The organism is Mucilaginibacter metallidurans (assembly GCF_003286435.2).
Taxonomy (GTDB): domain Bacteria; phylum Bacteroidota; class Bacteroidia; order Sphingobacteriales; family Sphingobacteriaceae; genus Mucilaginibacter; species Mucilaginibacter gossypii.
This window is the reverse complement of sequence record NZ_CP043449.1, coordinates 6,340,961-6,358,955: the sequence shown is the minus strand read 5'-3', so window position 1 is coordinate 6,358,955 and position 17,995 is coordinate 6,340,961. Positions and strand designations below refer to the sequence as shown.

The window sequence follows — 17,995 nt, the reverse complement described above, 5'->3', positions numbered from 1 at the left end:
TATAAAGGTATAAAACCAAAACAACATGTACAAGTTTCTGTACATGTTGTTTTGGTTTACGTTAAGAGATAAACTTACGAAGTTTTGATTAATGCTTACAATCCCATTTCCTTCTTCAAAAACTTGCCTGTAAAGCTGCTCTTCACTTTGCACAAGCCTTCGGGTGTACCGGAGAACAGGATATTACCGCCGCCCGAGCCGCCCTCCGGGCCAAGGTCAATTACGTGGTCGGCCACTTTAATAACATCAAGATTATGTTCAATTACCAAAACAGTATTGCCTTTATCAACCAATTGGTTAAGTACACCTAACAATACGTTGATATCTTCAAAGTGTAACCCTGTAGTAGGTTCATCCAATATATAAAAGGTGTTTCCTGTGTCTTTTTTAGATAGCTCGGTAGCCAGTTTAACACGTTGCGCCTCACCGCCCGATAGTGTGGTTGAAGCCTGTCCTAAAGTTATATAACCCAAACCTACGTCGTTCAGGGTTCTTACCTTACGATAAATAGATGGGATGTGTTCAAAAAATGGCGTAGCGTCCTCAATGCTCATATCCAGCACATCGCTGATGGACTTGCCCCGGTAACGCACTTCCAGCGTTTCTCGGTTGTAGCGCCTGCCGCCGCATTCTTCGCATGGTACCTGAACATCGGGTAAAAAGTTCATTTCAATTACCTTCATGCCGGCACCCTGGCAGGTTTCGCAACGGCCGCCCTTTACGTTAAACGAGAAACGACCTGGTTTATATCCCCTGATCCTTGATTCCGGTAGTGCCACGAACAGATTGCGGATGTCCGAAAACACCCCGGTATAGGTAGCAGGGTTTGAGCGCGGTGTACGACCGATGGGGGTTTGATCTATCTCAATTACTTTATCAATATGTTCCAATCCCTCAATTTTTTCATAAGGTAACGGTTGTTTCTTCGCCCTGAAAAAATGATGGTTCAGAATAGGGTATAAAGTTTCAGTGATCAGGCTTGATTTACCGCTGCCCGATACACCGGTTATGCCGATCAGTTTACCTAAAGGGAAATCGACCGATACTTTCTTAAGATTGTGACCGGTAGCTTTTTTCAGGCTCAGGGTTTTGCCATTACCTTCGCGGCGTTTTTTTGGTACAGCTATTTCGCGCTCGCCATTGATATATGAAGTGGTAAGCGTATGCTTTTCCATTAGCTGCGCCGGAGTACCTTCGGCAACAACCTGGCCACCATGTACACCAGCTGCCGGGCCCATGTCAATTACGTGGTCGGCTTCCAGTATCATGTCTTTATCGTGTTCAACAACCAGTACCGTGTTTCCTAAATCACGCAGATTTTTAAGGGCATTGATCAAACGTTCGTTATCGCGCTGGTGCAAACCGATACTTGGCTCATCCAAAATGTACATCACATTCATCAACTGTGAACCGATCTGTGTAGCCAGCCTGATCCGCTGCGCTTCACCGCCCGATAGGGTCTTGGCAGTACGATCAAGCGTTAAATAGCTCAAACCCACATCCAATAAAAACACAATACGTGCGCGGATCTCTTTCAGGATCTCTTTAGCAATCACATTCTGGCGTTCATTAAGACGGTCTTCCAGGCCATCAAACCAATCCTGCAGGTGATTGATATCCATGCAGGCCAGCTCGAAAATATTTTTACCATCTACCTTAAAATGCAGCGACTCTTTTTTAAGTCTTGCGCCTTCGCAAACCGGGCAGGTACGGAGCACACGATAGTTCTCCATATCGTCCATCCCCTCGTCATTGCGGCGTTCCTGCTGCTCCTCCAGCATACGGATGATGCCTTCAAACGTGATCTGGTAGCTTTGAACATTCCACTTGTTATATTCTACAGCAACACTCAATGTTTCAGGGGCGCCGTTCAGGATCATATCCAACTGATCGCGGTTCAGCTTTTCGATAGGGGTTGAGAGCGAGAACTCATACTTTTTAGCCAGCGATTTCAACACCTGGAAAATCCATGTTTCGCGGTATTCACCAATAGGGGCTAAACCGCCATTCATGATGCTCAGTTTCGGATTAGGGATTACCGAAGCTTCATCAACCTCAAAAATATAACCCAGTCCGTTACACTTTTCGCAGGCACCATAAGGCGAGTTGAACGAAAATGTATTGGGTTGAGGCTCATCATATGAGATGCCCGAAACCGGATCCATCAGGTATTTACTATAATAGGATACATTATTATCCTTATCGGCAATACGGATAATGCCCTTGGCAATTTTTAAAGCCTGCTGAACGGATGTGTACAAACGTTTGCTGTCCTTCTCGCTTACCACCAGGCGGTCAACCACAATATCAATATCGTGGATCTTGTAACGGTCAACCTGCATTTTGGGTTCAACATCGGCAATGGCGCCATCAACCCAAACTTTTAAAAATCCTTGCTTGCGGATAGACTCAAACAACTCGCGGTAGTGGCCTTTACGTGCCTTTACCACCGGAGCCAGGATATTAACCGGCTGCCCGTCAAATTTTTCGCCGATGGTTTTGAGGATCTGGTCTTCGCTCATGCGTTCCATCTTTTCGCCGGTGGTGTACGAGTAAGCATCACCCGCACGGGCGAAGAGCAAACGCATAAAATCATAGATTTCGGTAATAGTACCTACGGTGGAACGCGGGTTTTTGCTGGTGGTTTTTTGCTCTATAGCAATAACAGGGCTCAGGCCCGACACCTTATCAACATCCGGCCGCTCCATCCCGCCCATAAACTGGCGTGAGTAGGCCGAAAATGTTTCCATATAACGGCGCTGGCCTTCAGCATAAATAGTATCAAATGCCAGTGATGACTTGCCACTGCCGCTCAAGCCGGTAATTACCACCAGTTGGTTGCGCGGAAAGGAAACATCTATATTTTTCAGGTTATGCACCCGGGCACCATAAACTTCAACTTCACTTTGCTCGCCCAGGTCAACAAGAGGTTTTGTACTCATACTTTATTAATATGGATTTATTGACATTGTTTGAAGCTAATTATTATAGTTACCAGTTTTTTACAAAACCCTGCTTTCCTAAAATTTTTGGCTTAAACCATCAACAATTTGCTACAAATATAAGCAAAAAAGGCCGATCATCCACTGTGGATGACCGGCCTCAAAGTGCTCCGTAATGTAATCTTTTAATTAATTTACAGTATGATTACCTGCTGTTAATTAATTGCCAGCAACTGTGATGCAGGCGGAATGACAAAGTAATTATCATACCCGTGCTCTTTTGGCTGCTCAATAACTGCTTTCATGGCAATAAGCTTATAAACATATGAACCGGTTTCGCGGTTCAGCTTCATGCGAAAGTAGTTATCTTCTTTTTGCTTGTTAATGGCGCGCGCTAATTTGATCGAGCCATTGTTGTAGGCAGCAGCAGCCAGTGTCCAGCTGTTAAATTCATCGTATAGTTCTTTGATATACTTGCAGGCTGCAATGGTTGACTTGCGAAGGTTTTTCCGCTCATCAACGCCATGGCCTACCTAAGTCCGTAGGTACGTGCAGTACCCGGCATAAATTGCCAAAAACCCGACGCTCCTTTAGATGATGTACCCGATTTAAGGCCTGACTCGACCAACGGTACATACTTAAAATCTTCGGGGATACCATAAAACTTCAAAATTGGTTCGATAATGGGGAACCATAGCTCGGCTTTGCGGTGCAATATATTGCTTTGCACGCTTTTATAGTCGTGCTGCCTGAGCGATTTGTTGAGTTTACGCGTAACCCTTGCGTCATTAACTGGTAATGCCTCATTGGCAAAGTTGTAAGCAACTGCCTTTGAGCTTTTGAGAAAAATAAAATCTGAGGTTCGGGCGCTTAAAGTTGCCGCTTTTGCAGCCTTTTCGATGATCGTTGTACCGAAAATATTAAGCTCTGAAATGAGAACCAGCACCAGTGTTACGGAGCACGTAAGTAAGTGTTTTTTAATCATTTCTTTTCCTATCATTTAACTATACATTTGGTAGAATGTGCTGCAAAGGTAGGTTATACAGATCACATAATCAAATACTTACCGTTTTGCTAACTTTTTTAGAGTTGGTTTTTGGTTCAAAAACGGCGTTTAAAACCGTTTAAACGGCGATTTTCCAAGCGGATATTTTTTTGATCTTTTTAGATAAAAATTGGCAAAAAAGCGTAACTTTGACCCTCACGCTGCGAAAGCGCTAAACAAAAAATTATGGTATTTAAGAGACCAGCAGGTAGTCGCGACGACAAACCCGGAAAGTCGTCATCAAGGAGTTCAAGATCCGACGACCGACCAAAAAAATCAGCATCAACCCCAAAAGGTAAAGCTACTCCAAACGGAGAGAAAAAAATACTTTCCAGACCGGAAAAAACATTCCAAAGCAACAGGTTCAGTGAGGATAAGCCCAAAAGCAATTTTAGGGGAGGTGAATCATCTGGCGATAAAAGATCAGGCGCTAAGCCAAGGCCTTACTCTGGCAGGCCTGCATCCGACAGCGACGAAAGGCCAAAAAGAAATTTTGGCAGCGATAGCACAGGCGAAAGGAAGTCATTTAGTGGCGGCCCGCGTAAACCTTACAGCGGCAGGCCAACAACCGGCGATAACGACAGGCCGAAAAGAAGTTTCGGCGGCGAATCACAAGGCGAAAAAAAACCTTACTCATCTCCGCGCACCCGTTCTTCAGCCAGCTTTGAGGGCAAGCCTAAAAGAAGCTTTGACGGGGACGCAGGGGGCGAACGTAAATTTGCACCAAGAGGAACCGAGGGGGGCTTCAAAAAACGCGAGGGCGGCTTTAAAGAGAAATCAACATTTGGCGAAAGGCCCGCACACAGGCCGCATGACAGGGAAAACCAACAGGATGCCCCTAAAACCATGCGCGGGCGTAAAAATTCTCCAGCTAAATCAGAAGACGACGGGCTGATCCGCCTGAACCGTTACATATCAAACGCGGGTATTTGTTCACGCCGTAAGGCCGATGAGCTGATTACCGCGGGTGTAGTATCTGTAAACGGCGAAGTGGTAACAGAATTAGGTACCAAAGTTGATCCGTTTAAGGATACTATTAAGTATAACGGCGAAACGCTGAAACGCGAGAAAATGGTTTATGTATTGTTAAATAAGCCAAAGGATTATATCACAACTACAGATGATCCGCAGGAGCGCCGTACCGTAATGCACCTGGTTGAAAAGGCAAGCCGCGAGCGTATTTACCCTGTTGGCCGTCTTGACCGTAACACCACCGGTTTATTATTAATGACCAACGATGGTGATTTGGCCGACAAGCTATCGCACCCGCGTAACAGCATCACTAAATTATACCAGGTTGAACTGAGCAAAAGCCTGAGCCAAGGCGATTTAAATAAACTAACCTTCGGCCTTGAGCTGGAAGATGGTGTAATTAAACCTGATTCGGTATCATACGTTACCGGTGGTTCAAAACGCGAGATCGGCATCCAGATCCACAGTGGTAAAAACCGTATTGTGCGCCGTATGTTTGAACACCTTGGTTACGAAGTGGTAAAACTGGACAGGGTGGTTTATGCAAACCTTACCAAAAAGGACCTTCCGCGTGGCCGCTGGCGTTACCTTGATGAAAAAGAGGTGATCCAGTTAAAACACCTGATGAAATAATAAAATGCCCCGTTAAACAGCGGGGCATTTTTTTTGTCTATTTTGTTATCTTGCACAGCAATAATTGTAAGGCTAAGCTAAATGTATAAAGCTTAAAGCTATATGATTGTCAGTATTTTTGCTATTTGTGAATTAATTAAATAGACCTTATATAATCGACCATGAAGAAATTTCTTTTGATCATAGCTATGCTTTCACCGGCGCTAACATTTGCACAAAATAAAAAAACAGGGCCTAAAACGTTCGACCTGGTGGTTGGTACTTATACCACCGGCAAAAGTAAAGGTATTGTGGTATACCGTTTTTATGCCGAAACCGGCAAACTGGCTTATCTCAGTGAAATTGATGGAGTAAATAATCCGTCGTATTTAACGTTAAGCGCCAATAATAAATTCATTTACGCGGTTAACGAACTGCCTAAAGGCGAGGTAAGCGCATTTTCATTTGAGCCCAAAACGGGCAAAATAACTTTTATCAACAAGCAATCAACACTGGGTGCCGATCCATGCCACATATCTGTTGATAAAGCACAAAAAAACCTGATCATAGCTAACTACTCAAGCGGCAACGTTGCGGTAATGCCTTTGAATAAAGATGGTTCGATAGCTAACGGAATTCAAACGGTACATGATGATGGCCATAGCATAAACAAGGAAAGGCAGGAATCTGCTCACGCGCATATGGCGGTCCTTACACCCGATGAAAAATATGTATTGTATAATGACCTTGGCACCGATAAAATAAATGTTTACCGCTACCGTCCTTCAAAAGAGCCCCGTATTGTGCCCGCAACACCGGCCTTTGTAAGTGTTACTGCAGGAGAAGGTCCGAGGCACCTGGAATTTTCGGCCGATAAAAAGACTGTTTACCTGGTAACTGAAATGGGATCGAACGTAATTGCGTTTGATTACAATAATGGTAAGCTGAAACAGAAACAATCCATCACCATGCTGCCAGATGGCTTTACCGGCCAAACTGCAGGTGCCGCTATCCACTTGTCGCCCGATGGCCGTTTTCTGTATGCTTCAAACCGTTTGGAAACCAATGAGATCAATATTTATGCTGTTAACCAGGAAACAGGCTTGCTTACTTTTGTAGCGCGCCAGTCCACCTATGGCAAAAACCCACGCGATTTCGCTATCGACCCAACAGGTAATTTCCTGATAGTAGCTAATCAGAACAGCGATAACATATGGGTATTCAAAATAGATCAAAACACCGGCAAACTTGCCCAAACAGGTATCAGAGTTGATATTGGCAACCCGGTGTGCTTAAAATTTGCACCAGCGGAGTAAGAAGGTGAAAGGATAAAGGTAAAAGGTGAAAGGTTTGGCCTCGCGCTGAAAATAAAAAAGGCGAAGTTTGAGATATTCCAAACTTCGCCTTTTTCATTTTATCAGCTGGAAAGGAAACCTTTAACCTTTCGCCTTTTACCTTTAACCTCAATTAAGGGTTTTTAGTAAACGAATAAACAATGTATCCGGTACTGTTGCCTACAGTAACGGGCGATTTCAGGGTCATGGTTGAGCCATCGTTGCTGGCAATATCCAAACGATATCCTTCTGATACGTTTTTGGCTTTATCCCCTTCATAAAGTTTTTTGAACTGGAATTGGGTACCGGTTGTACCACCGTTATAAACCGACCAGAAAATGGTTTGCGATGTTCCGTTGGTTAAAGTGTAGATACCATTACCGCTGTTGGTGAGCTTCCATGTGCTGCCAACAAAGGCTTCGGGTGGAGCCTGATCAAATACGCTCTGTACTGCATTTTGTACAAGGCCGTCATAACTTACATTATTGCAGGTCCAGGTACCAACAAATTTACCGCGCGATACATTAGACGTAGTTGTGCTTTTGGTTGACGAGCAGGCCGAAATGACCAAAACAAGTGAAAAGATTGCGATTGAGGTCTGAATTAACTTTTTCATGACAGTATATTTTTATGCATAAATAGCATAAATCCTGCCAAAGTATGTAATTATAAATTCACCGCTTGCTGGCGGGCGCGTTTTTCTAATTCAATTAGCCTTTTACTGATTGATTCGGCAATCTGGTCGGCTTCCCGCACTTTTTTAAGGCTATTAATAAACTTAGGGTTAGTATCCCTTTCCGATAAAATTTTACCGATTTGCTTAATAATGTTCATAGGTTATTCCTTATAGCTCTATTTTACGGGGGATATGCCAGCAAGGTTTCGTTTATGCCACGAATATCGAATAAACTTAGTTTAACGTTTTACCAAACAGAAAAAAACCCTCACAACCGGTAAACTTCCGTATGGTAAGGTGCTAAGTCTAAAATTGAGGCTGATACCTTAAAGCGGTCATTCACCGGCTTCATTTAAAAATGCGATCAAGCGTTCCATAGCTTTTGCCCGGTGACTAATGGCATTTTTTTCCTCCATGCTCATCTCGGCAAAGGTAATGTCGTATCCTTCGGGCTCAAAAATGGGGTCGTAACCAAAACCGCCGCTCCCGCTTAACTCCTGCCGGATGCTACCTTCAGCAGTGCCTTCAAAAAAATGCTCTTCGCCGTTCCATATCAATGAAATTACCGTGCGAAAGCGGGCTTTACGGTTAGTTTCGCCTTTCAAATTATCGAGTACTTTACTGATGTTTGCCGCATGATTGCCATGGGCGCCAGCATACCTGGCCGAGTATACGCCCGGCTCCCCGCTCAGGGCGTCAATTTCCAGCCCGCTGTCATCGCCAAAGCAGTTAAGCTTATATTCGGCATACACATGGTGACTTTTGATGGAAGCATTAGCTTTAAAAGTTGTACCTGTTTCCTCAATATCATCATGACAACCAATATCGGTCAGGGTTAGTAATTGGATAGCTCCATTGAGCTTGGCCGAAACCTCATCAAGCTTATGGCGGTTATTGGTAGCAAAAACTAATTGCTGCATATATCTTATTGGCGTGTTTTATTTATAATGTTTTAACCAACTCCCAAAAGGTTTTTTTGTAATCCACATTATCCATCATTTCATCAAATGAATAACTGTAAAGCACAGTGATCCCGTTTGAGGTTACCGGTTTATTAGGTTTAAGCACCTTTATGTCCTGTGGCAGGGCATCCCCGCCCAAAACAAGTACCTTGGTTGGTTTAAAAAATGTTTTTAACTGACTGAATTTGGTTTCACTGTAATTTGCCAGATTGAATATCGCCACGTCGTCGGGGTTAAGTTCTTTACGCTTCAAGATGTTTTCAAGGGCGGTTAAATGTTCGGCAACTATAAACCCGGCATTTTTATACCATGTTAGCACCAAAAAGTTCTTTAAGTTTTTACCCAAATACTTAAATTCATCAACCGGCGTTTTTATTACTACCTGAGGTTCAGGAATTAAAGATGAAACAATGGTTGCCGACACCGGTTTGGCATTTTCAGTTACAGGAGATAGTGGTACTGACGCAGGAAGTTCGGATTCAGTAATTTTATCATATAACAATTTATCTGCATTGAGCAGGTAAAGTTCATCCTCTAACAAAAACCGAAACGCGGCGGGGTTCTCAACTTTCACTTTAACAAATTTTAACCAAAAGTAGTTAAACGGTTTCAAGCTTTATAGGCATATTAGCACAATTATAGCCGGTTGATTTTGCAGAAAATATTTGTTCGGTTATAATTAATAAATTTTACCGAAATTCGTAGTTTTTAACGGGTTAACTATCCCGTTTTATTTAGTATAACAGCGTTACATGAGAAAGTTAGGAGTATTAGTACTAAGTTTTATTTTAACAATAACATTTGCAAAGGCACAGGTAGCATCAGATACAGCAGCAAAAAAACTGGTTAAAGCCGATTCGGTTATTGCCCCCACATCCGGCAAAACGCTTGATAAAATTGCAGCGGTAGTTGGTAACAGCCCGATACTGCTATCAGACATTGAACTGTCGTACGCTAACTTCCTGGTACAGGGAAACCAACCTGACCCAGCTGTTAAAGCCCGTATTTTACAAACTTTGTTAACCCAAAAACTGCTTGCCCAGCAAGCCGCAATTGATAGTATTGAAGTAAAGGAAGAAGATGTTGATGCCAACGTTGACCGCCGTATGCGCGAAATGACACAGCGCGCGGGCGGGCAGGAAAAACTGGAAGCATTTTTAGGCCGTTCGGTTATCCAGTACAAAGATGAGATCAGGCCCGACCTGAAAGAGCAGATGGTTGCTCAAAAAATGCAGCAGCACATTACCGAGAAGCTGAATGTTACCCCTCAGGATGTTAAAAAATATTACGATGGAATCCCTAAGGACAGCTTGCCTTCATTTAATAAAGAAGTTGAAGTTGGTGAGATTGTTTTTCAGCCTAAGTTAACTAAAGAAGAAAAAGACCTTTACAAAGCTAAGGCCGAAGAGTTAAGGCAGCGTGTTAAAAAGGGCGAAGACTTTGGTACACTGGCCAGGCTTTATTCGCAGGATCCGGGTTCGGCGCCTGAAGGAGGCGACCTTGGTTTTGCCGACCGCACCACTTTTGTGAAGGAATTTACCGCAAACGCCTTCAAGTTAAAAGCCGGAGAAATTTCCCCGGTGTTTGAAACGGATTTTGGCTTCCACTTTTTACAGGTGATTGAACGCCGCGGCGAACAGGTTCACGTAAGGCATATCCTCATTACACCCATTGTTACGCAGGCCAGTTTGGATAGGGCGAAAGCAAAAGCCGATAGTATTTACAACTTACTTATAAAAGATAAAAATGTAGGTGTCGATTTTTCAAGCGCCGCAGCCTATTACTCAGACAATAAAGACACTAAATACAACGGTGGTATGATGCTTAATGCCGAAGACGTACAAAGCCGTTCAACATTTATCCCTACTGATAAACTTGATCCTAAAGTGGCGCTTATTACCGATACGATGAAAATCGGCAGCATTTCAAAACCTGATCTGTTTACCGGCGCCGATGGTAAAAAGAGCTACAAAATATTGATGCTTAAATCGGCCACAAATGCCCATAAAGCTAATTTAGAGCAGGATTTCCCTAAACTTAAGGAATATGCCTATAATGATAAGGTTAACAGGACTGTATCTCAATGGTTCGAAAAACGGCGCAAGGAAACTTTCATTAAAATTGATAAAGAATATCAGGCATATGATGTGTTGAAGAAATGGGTAAATACCAATCCCTCGCCCGTAATCCCGGAGACCAAAACCAAATCATCATCTAAATAATTTTATGCAACACAGCTCTGATGTAGAAGCCGCAAACGCTTTAAAACAGGCCTACCAGCAAATACGTGCCGAAATAGGTAAAGTAATAGTAGGCCAGGATGAAGTGATAAAATTTGTGCTGATCTCTATTTTCAGTAACGGGCATTGTTTATTGGTTGGGGTGCCCGGGCTTGCAAAAACCCTGCTGGTGCAAACGGTATCGCAGGTGCTTGACCTTGACTTTAAAAGGATCCAGTTTACGCCCGACCTGATGCCTTCAGACATCATTGGCTCTGAAATATTAGGTGAAGACCGCAATTTTAAATTTATCCACGGCCCGGTTTTTTCAAACATTATCCTGGCCGATGAGATAAACCGAACACCGCCAAAAACGCAGGCAGCCCTGCTTGAGGCCATGCAGGAAAAAGCGGTTACCGCAGCCGGGGTAACACACAAGCTTGCACAGCCCTTTTTTGTATTGGCTACCCAAAACCCTATTGAGCAGGAAGGAACTTATCCACTGCCCGAAGCACAGCTGGACAGGTTTATGTTTAATGTAGCGCTCAGCTATCCTTCATTTAAAGAGGAACTGCTGGTTGTTAAGAACACCACCAGTACTACTAAAGCAGAAGTAAATAAAATATTAAACGCCCAGCAGATCATCTATTTTCAGCAACTGGTGCGCAATATCCCGGTTACAGATAATGTGATGGAGTACGCGGTGAAACTGGTATCCAAAACCCGTCCAAACAGCGAGTTTGCCACACCACAAATTAACCGTTTGCTAAGCTGGGGCGCAGGACCACGAGCATCGCAGTTTTTAGTATTAGGTGCTAAATGCCACGCGGTACTTAACGGTAAATACTCGCCAGATATTGAAGATGTACAGGCAGTGGCCAAACCTATTTTAAGCCACCGTATAGTGCGAAGCTATCATGCGGAAGCCGAAGGATTATCAGCAGCTGATATTATTGAGCAGTTGTTTTGATTGTCTGAATCAGAATTTGCAGAATTAAAGAATTTTCAGAATGTCATAAAAAAGGCCTTGCGATTAATTTGCAAGGCCTTTTTTATTCTGTTAATTTTAAAATTCTGTAAATTCTGATTCAGACAATGGTTATTCATTCTCAATAGGCGAGAAAATCTCAAGAAGGATATTCCATTTTTTTGTTTTGTCAATTTCCCAAACCCTTACATAATTGTAATTGCCTACAACATTTCCTTTGGTAATGCGGGCGTGACCATAGGTATAAGCAAGGTCATTACTCGCGGCACGGCCGCCATCGGTAGTTTCGGCAGTGATGCTGATAGCTTCGTTATTGATAAACTTCATCACCACATCGGTTCCTGTCATTGGCGGAAAGCCGGGGAAATAATAGCGGCCTTCAGGGCTTAAAAACTCCTTATAGCTGGCCATGGCTGATAATGTTAACCCATGATTAAATGTTTTATCGGTACCAATAATAACATTTTTGGCGCCGAATGGATCCTTACTTGGGCCTGAACGGTGCGCCGGGTCGGGTTCTTTAAAATCGGTAACAACTTCTTCCTCAGCTTCAGGATGCTGGATACCAAGGTCGATGAGAAGCTTTAATTTACCATCGGCGTTAGTACGCCAGATAGATACGTAATCGCCAAACACTTTATCATCATCAGTTTTGCCGTTTTGATATATATAAGGGCCCGCGGTGAAAGCCAGGTCGCCATTGGCCGAGATCCGGGCAAATTTGGGCTGCCAGCTAAGCTTGCCGGCCTGTTTATCAATCTTACTATAAAAATCAACAATCTTTACTACATCGGGCTTAAATATGATGCCATCGGGATCGGCAACTGCCAGGAAACCATCTTTTATTCCTTTACGTTCAACTAACTTATCAAAAGCTTGTTCAACACTAACTACCTTGTTTACATTAACAGCGTCCTGCGCCAGGGCAAAAGCACTATAACCAATAAATGTAGCAGCTAATATTATTTTCTTCATATTTATATTCGGGTTTTAGGGAGCAATTTAGTAATAAATTTTAAGTCGGAAACGCAATAGTCAAAATGCATTATACAGCATAGCATAATTTAACAATCGCATTATTTTTGTTTTATCCTGAAACGAAGATATGGGCAAATAATTGCAGAGCGCGGGTTTGATCATATAAAATACGCGTAAATATTTAAATTTACTTAATAATGAAGTTGAATAAAAAAACACTTAACTTCATAACCCAATTAACCTGTTTTTGTTTAAATCAATATAAATTGCTTCATGAAAAAGTATAAGCTATACTGCGTATTTGTACTTTTATTGCTGTGTGTAAAGGCAAAAGCGCAATACCTTTCTGACTACACCGGCCGTCCATATTATCTTAAAACCAATGATGGCATACAAGGCAGCGCCCTCCTTACCGATAACTGGCTGAATGGCACTGTTTATTTCGTTAACGGCAAAACAGCTAATACAATATTGAACTATAATATTTACGCGGATGAACTTTTGTTTAAAAGCCCCCGGGATTCATCGGTACAGGCCTTTGTTGACCCGGTGAAAGGTTTTTCAGTAAAAGGCATTGCGCTTGAAGAAAGTGACCAAACGGATATGAACTTTAACAGCGGCTTCCCGGCTGTGGATGATCAAACCCCAAAAACTTTTTACCAGGTAGTGGGAGACGGAAGGGTAAAACTGCTCCGTTATTACAAGAAAAAAGTACTTGAGTCAACGGGTTTTGCTTCGCAGGTAACCAGCAAAACCTTCATGACGGCCAACAGCTATTACCTTTTTGCCAATAACCAAATGACCCGGGTCCGGCCGTCGCAAAAAACCATCCTCGCAGCAATGAGCGACAAGGGCGATAAAATGCAGGAGTATATCAAAACCAACAAAGTTAATTTTAAAAGCGATGCTGCCTTAGCTAAATTATTCAGCTACTACAACTCACTTTAAAATCATGGCCTGTTATCAGGCTTTGCCCCAGGTGGTACCTTCTTTACTATCTTTTAGCTGGAAACCTATCTGTGATAAACCATCACGGATCTTATCCGACGTGGCATAATCCTTATTGGCTTTAGCACTGCTGCGCAGATCGACAATAAAGTTTAACACCTTTGGCAGATCGTCATTAGCCGCCTGCTCATTTTGTAAACCCAACACATCAACCACAAATAAATTCATAAGCGCGGTTAACTGTTCAAGGTTAGCGGCATCAATTTTCAATTTACCATCATATACCGAATTGATAATGCGCGATGCTTCAAAAAGCTCGGCTATTAAAACCGGGCTGTTAAAATCATCGTTCATAGCCGCATAGCAACGCTCCATTAATGGTGCTATTTCAACTTCGGTAGTGGCAGAGGCTTTTAATCCATCGGTAAGCAGGGTGAAGGCGTTCATAAGGCGTTTAAACCCTTTTTCGGATGCCTCCATTGCTTCGTTGCCAAAATCAAGTGTACTACGGTAATGGGCCTGCAGCATGAAGAACCTTACCGTCATGGGGCTGTAGCCTTTATTTAGTATCGAATTTTCGCCGCTAAACAGTTCATGCGGCAGAAAGCTGTTACCTAATGATTTCGACATTTTTTGGCCGTTTACCGTAAGCATATTGGTATGCACCCAGTAATTAGCCGGGTTGGTACCGCAGCAAGCTACGTTTTGGGCAATTTCATTGGTATGGTGCGTTGGCACAAGATCAATCCCGCCGCCATGAATGTCAAAGTGGCTTCCCAGGTATTTCTGGCTCATGGCCGAGCATTCCAGGTGCCAGCCCGGAAAGCCCACACCCCATGGCGAAGGCCATTTCATCAGGTGTTCGGGTTTGGCTTTTATCCACAGGGCAAAATCAAGCTTACCATGTTTTTCCTGCTGACCGCCAAGTGTGCGGGTATTATTTAAAAGATCTTCGAGATTACGGCCGCTTAATATGCCATAATCCTGGCTTTTGTTATATTTTTCAACATCAAAATAAATGGTACCATCTACCTCGTAAGCATAGCCCCTGGCAAGTATTTCTTTCACCATTTCTATCTGCTCAATGATATGGCCGGTAGCTGTAGGTTCAATACTTGGGGGCAGGTTGTTTAGGATCCTCATCACATCCCTGAAGCCAACGGTATATTTTTGTACTATCTCCATTGGCTCAAGCTGTGCAAGCTTGGCCTTTTTTGCAATTTTGTCCTCACCCTCGTCGCCGGCATCACCTTCAAGATGGCCCGCATCGGTCACATTACGCACGTAGCGCACCTTGTAGCCAATAGCTGTAAGGTACCTGAACATGAGGTCGAAAGATATATAAGTACGGCAGTTGCCTAAGTGAACATCGCTATAAACAGTAGGCCCGCAAACATACATGCCAACATGCGGCGTGTTAATGGGCTTAAATAACTCTTTTTTACGGGTTAAAGTGTTGTAAACAAACAAATTTTGTTGCATGAGCGCAAACTTACGATTTTTTCAATTTTAAGTTACTGCCTGCCGGCTTTCAGGTTTATTTTTACAAACGAAGAGCAATGACCTATGTTAATTCAGTACGAGATCGCTGCGTAAAGGATAATGGTCTGAAAGTTTTTTTTCAATCACTTTGTAGTTGAAAACCGAAAACTCCTGACTGCTCATAATGTAGTCTATCTGGTAATTGGGGAAATCGCCGTTATATGTGCGCCCTAAGCCTGATCCCTTTTCGCGGAATGAATTGTTTAAGCCTTTGGCCATTTGGTTAACCGCGAATGATGATGGGGTATCATTAAAATCACCGGCTATAATATAAGGATATGGACATTGGGCAGCATGCGCCTTTACTTTAAAAACCTGCTCGGCCCTTTTCATAAAAGCTATTTTAAGCTTGCTCCCCAGGCGCTTGGTTGATTTAATGTCGGTTTTTCCTTTTTTTGATACGCTGTCGATGTATTTGTAATCATCGGGGTCAAAATTGATGGATTGCAGGTGGATATTATAATACCTGAAAATTTTATCTCCCTTTTTTATATCAGCATATAAACACTGGTTACCAGATGTTCTGTCGGCCGCAAGGCGGATCATCCCTCTTGATAGAATAGGGAATTTCGAAAAGATAGCCATGCCAATGGCTTCACGGCTGTTAAAACTAAAGGGTTCAAAGTAAAAGTTATTGCTGCCTAATATTTTGTTGATCGAATCGCGTGTTTCATACTGCCCTTTATTGCGGGTATAAAACTCCTGGAACCCTATCACATCTGGCTGCTCGCTATTGATGATCTCCAGGATCTCATGCTTGGTTGATATATCGTTATTGAAGCCAAAATGTTTAAAGTTATGCACGTTGTAGGTCATGACATGTACAACGTTGAGCCCGGGGGGCAGCGAAAAACTTGATTTAAATCTGAACCCGATATTGTTATTAAGTACTCCCCAGCCAATTAAAATACTGACCAGCGAAAATAAAAACTGCCAGCGCTTGCGCAGCAGCCAATACAGCATCATGATCATATTAACCAACAGTATAGGAGGATAGGCAAGGCCGAAGAAAGCGAATAACCAATACTTGCGCGGATCAACCGAGGGGGCTAAATATCCTATTAGTAAAGCAAAACAGAAAAACAGGTTTATCCATAACAACACCCTGCTAAAAATACTTTGCTTTTTTTTTATCATTTATTCCTGTTTGCTTGCACGCGATAAAATTTCCCGCTCCTGTTTGCTTAAGCTATTGTAACCCGATTGCGATATTTTGTCTAAAATGCGGTCAACTTCTTCCTGACGCGGGTAGTCGGATGCGTTTTTGCCCATATTGTTTGAAACCACTTTTAACCTGGGTTTTCGTTTAAACAGCCCGGCTATTCCGCCCACCCAATCATGGCCTTTTTGTAATTGCTTAATATACACAAATCCCATTAAAGCACCACCAAGGTGGGCTATTTCGCCGCCGGCGTTTGCACCAACTATACCCAAAAAATCAATAACTAGAATTACAAATACCAGCCATTTTAATTTTACCGGCCCAAATAAAATTAATGATATGGTGTAGTTGGGCAACAGGGTGGCCGTTGCCACAACAATGGCCATTACACTGGCCGATGCACCAACTATAGTACTGTTCTGTGCAGCGTTAGCACTGGTAAATGCAGGCAGCAGGTTTAAGGCCAGCAGGTATAACAAAGCACCGGCCAGGCCGCCCATTAAGTATAAACCTATAGTACGTTTATTACCAAGGTACTCTTCAAATATCTGCCCCATCCAATATAGCCAAAGCATATTGAACAGGATATGAAGTATACCCGCATGCATAAACATATAGGTTAAGGGCGTCCAAAAACGCTTCAGCAAATCGGGCAGGTACGCCGGCATATTCAGATACTTATTGGCGTAAAATAAAATGGAGCTGTTATCAAAATGAGTCAGCAATTGTTCAACTACTGCCGGTATCCTGATAGCTAAAAAAACAATCACATTAATGCCTATAAGCAGGTTCAGCCTATTGCCGGAGCGCAGCATTTTGTAGTGGATATTTTGCCAAAGGGTGCTCATAATAAAGCTGTATTACAAAGATAACTACTGTTATTAATAAAAATTGTTTGGTCGTTGTAATCGCCAAATTTTAACCAGTAAAAACCCGATAAGCGCACCGCCAAGGTGTGCAAAATGCGCCACCGAATCTCCGGAAAATTGCTTTACCCCTAAAAATAATTCTATCACTACATATACAGGAATGATATATTTTGCCTTGATAGGCACAGGTATAAACAATATCATCAGTTCAAGATTTGGGAACAGCATGCCAAAAGCAATCAGCAAACCAAATATTGCTCCCGATGCCCCTACAATTGGTGTCGCATAAATATCAATAAGTTTTTCAGCATTTTCGCCATATTCTGCATAAGATGACTGAAGTGAGGGATGGGCAATGGTAAAGCTGCCGGTTATGCCATGCACCTCTATAGCCTGCACCGCAATTTGAAACAGAATTGCCCCTATTCCGCATAAAAAATAGAGGTTAAAGAACTTTTTTGAGCCGATAGCATATTCCACAATAGGGCCAAAAGAAAACAAGGCAAACATGTTGAAGAAAATATGGCCCCACCCCCCATGCAGGAACATGTAAGTAATGATTTGCCATAGCTTGAAATAAGGCGAATTAAAATAAAAGCCGCCTAACAATGGCACTATTTTGGCCTCATAAAATTGGCCGAACAGTACAAATGGCAAAAAGCATATTACATTTATAATCAGCAGGTTTTTAACAACAGGTGTAAGGTTAGCAAAAGGCGATTGATTGTATCCGTTCATATATAATT

General features: G+C 42.7%; 17 protein-coding genes and 1 pseudogene. 5 read left to right on the top strand and 13 right to left on the bottom strand.

The genetic code is table 11. The features are described 5' to 3' along the window. Positions 1-95 precede the first annotated feature (95 nt). The 4 genes and pseudogenes from uvrA to DIU38_RS34250 all read right to left on the bottom strand — a co-directional run bounded on the left by uvrA (position 96) and on the right by DIU38_RS34250 (position 3,942). Positions 96-2,942, bottom strand: a complete 2,847-nt coding sequence (gene uvrA, locus DIU38_RS27280) for an excinuclease ABC subunit UvrA (RefSeq protein WP_112655611.1) — start codon at positions 2,940-2,942, stop codon at positions 96-98. 215 nt (positions 2,943-3,157) lie between these two features. Next, the gene (locus DIU38_RS34260) at positions 3,158-3,295 is read right to left on the bottom strand and encodes a hypothetical protein (protein WP_243770648.1); all 138 of its coding nucleotides are present in this window, start codon (positions 3,293-3,295) and stop codon (positions 3,158-3,160) included. Positions 3,296-3,364: 69 nt separating this feature from the next. Beyond that, positions 3,365-3,412, bottom strand: a pseudogene (locus tag DIU38_RS34255) (hypothetical protein); the annotation flags it as partial. 59 nt (positions 3,413-3,471) lie between these two features. Continuing rightward, positions 3,472-3,942, bottom strand: a complete 471-nt coding sequence (locus DIU38_RS34250; protein ID WP_244311240.1) for a lytic transglycosylase domain-containing protein — start codon at positions 3,940-3,942, stop codon at positions 3,472-3,474. Positions 3,943-4,173: 231 nt separating this feature from the next. Here DIU38_RS34250 and DIU38_RS27270 point away from each other — a divergent pair, with 231 nt between their 5' ends. Together DIU38_RS27270 and DIU38_RS27265 are read left to right on the top strand one after the other, a co-directional pair. After that, the gene (locus DIU38_RS27270) at positions 4,174-5,592 is read left to right on the top strand and encodes a pseudouridine synthase (protein WP_112655613.1); all 1,419 of its coding nucleotides are present in this window, start codon (positions 4,174-4,176) and stop codon (positions 5,590-5,592) included. A 161-nt stretch (positions 5,593-5,753) separates the two neighbouring features. Further along, on the top strand, positions 5,754-6,887 hold the full coding sequence (locus tag DIU38_RS27265; protein WP_112655615.1) for a lactonase family protein: 1,134 nt from the start codon (positions 5,754-5,756) through the stop codon (positions 6,885-6,887). Positions 6,888-7,038: 151 nt separating this feature from the next. Here DIU38_RS27265 and DIU38_RS27260 read toward each other — a convergent pair whose 3' ends face one another. The 4 genes from DIU38_RS27260 to DIU38_RS27250 all read right to left on the bottom strand — a co-directional run bounded on the left by DIU38_RS27260 (position 7,039) and on the right by DIU38_RS27250 (position 9,117). After that, positions 7,039-7,521, bottom strand: a complete 483-nt coding sequence (locus DIU38_RS27260; RefSeq protein ID WP_091169207.1) for a hypothetical protein — start codon at positions 7,519-7,521, stop codon at positions 7,039-7,041. 50 nt (positions 7,522-7,571) lie between these two features. Next, entirely contained in the window at positions 7,572-7,739 is a 168-nt protein-coding gene (locus DIU38_RS33245; RefSeq protein ID WP_167516291.1) for a hypothetical protein, read from the bottom strand. 177 nt (positions 7,740-7,916) lie between these two features. Then, entirely contained in the window at positions 7,917-8,501 is a 585-nt protein-coding gene (locus tag DIU38_RS27255) for a non-canonical purine NTP diphosphatase (protein WP_112655617.1), read from the bottom strand. Positions 8,502-8,523: 22 nt separating this feature from the next. Further along, the gene (locus tag DIU38_RS27250; RefSeq protein ID WP_146750308.1) at positions 8,524-9,117 is read right to left on the bottom strand and encodes a hypothetical protein; all 594 of its coding nucleotides are present in this window, start codon (positions 9,115-9,117) and stop codon (positions 8,524-8,526) included. A 178-nt stretch (positions 9,118-9,295) separates the two neighbouring features. Between DIU38_RS27250 and DIU38_RS27245 the strand changes: the two genes are divergently transcribed. Beyond that, positions 9,296-10,765 (top strand): peptidylprolyl isomerase, encoded by a 1,470-nt coding sequence (locus DIU38_RS27245; protein ID WP_112655621.1) that lies wholly within the window; start codon positions 9,296-9,298, stop codon positions 10,763-10,765. A gap of 4 nt (positions 10,766-10,769) precedes the next feature. Beyond that, positions 10,770-11,732 (top strand): AAA family ATPase, encoded by a 963-nt coding sequence (locus tag DIU38_RS27240; RefSeq protein ID WP_112655623.1) that lies wholly within the window; start codon positions 10,770-10,772, stop codon positions 11,730-11,732. A 129-nt stretch (positions 11,733-11,861) separates the two neighbouring features. Here the strand turns inward: DIU38_RS27240 and DIU38_RS27235 are convergent, their stop codons facing one another. Continuing rightward, positions 11,862-12,725: a Cif family virulence factor gene (locus tag DIU38_RS27235; protein ID WP_090532564.1), complete on the bottom strand. Its 864-nt coding sequence runs from the start codon at positions 12,723-12,725 to the stop codon at positions 11,862-11,864. Positions 12,726-13,001: 276 nt separating this feature from the next. On the opposite strand from DIU38_RS27235, the gene DIU38_RS27230 reads away from it, so the two are divergent. After that, entirely contained in the window at positions 13,002-13,676 is a 675-nt protein-coding gene (locus DIU38_RS27230; RefSeq protein WP_112655625.1) for a hypothetical protein, read from the top strand. Between the two features lie 15 nt (positions 13,677-13,691). Here DIU38_RS27230 and cysS read toward each other — a convergent pair whose 3' ends face one another. From cysS to DIU38_RS27210, 4 genes are all read right to left on the bottom strand, one after another. Next, positions 13,692-15,158 carry a cysteine--tRNA ligase gene (gene cysS / locus DIU38_RS27225; protein WP_112655627.1) on the bottom strand — a complete coding sequence of 489 codons (1,467 nt, stop codon included), beginning with the start codon at positions 15,156-15,158 and terminating at the stop codon, positions 13,692-13,694. An 87-nt stretch (positions 15,159-15,245) separates the two neighbouring features. Continuing rightward, positions 15,246-16,355: an endonuclease/exonuclease/phosphatase family protein gene (locus DIU38_RS27220; RefSeq protein WP_112655629.1), complete on the bottom strand. Its 1,110-nt coding sequence runs from the start codon at positions 16,353-16,355 to the stop codon at positions 15,246-15,248. Next, positions 16,356-17,228 carry a rhomboid family protein gene (locus DIU38_RS27215; protein WP_091169178.1) on the bottom strand — a complete coding sequence of 291 codons (873 nt, stop codon included), beginning with the start codon at positions 17,226-17,228 and terminating at the stop codon, positions 16,356-16,358. It abuts the gene before it with no gap. A 33-nt stretch (positions 17,229-17,261) separates the two neighbouring features. After that, entirely contained in the window at positions 17,262-17,987 is a 726-nt protein-coding gene (locus tag DIU38_RS27210) for a rhomboid family intramembrane serine protease (protein ID WP_112655631.1), read from the bottom strand. Positions 17,988-17,995 lie beyond the last annotated feature (8 nt).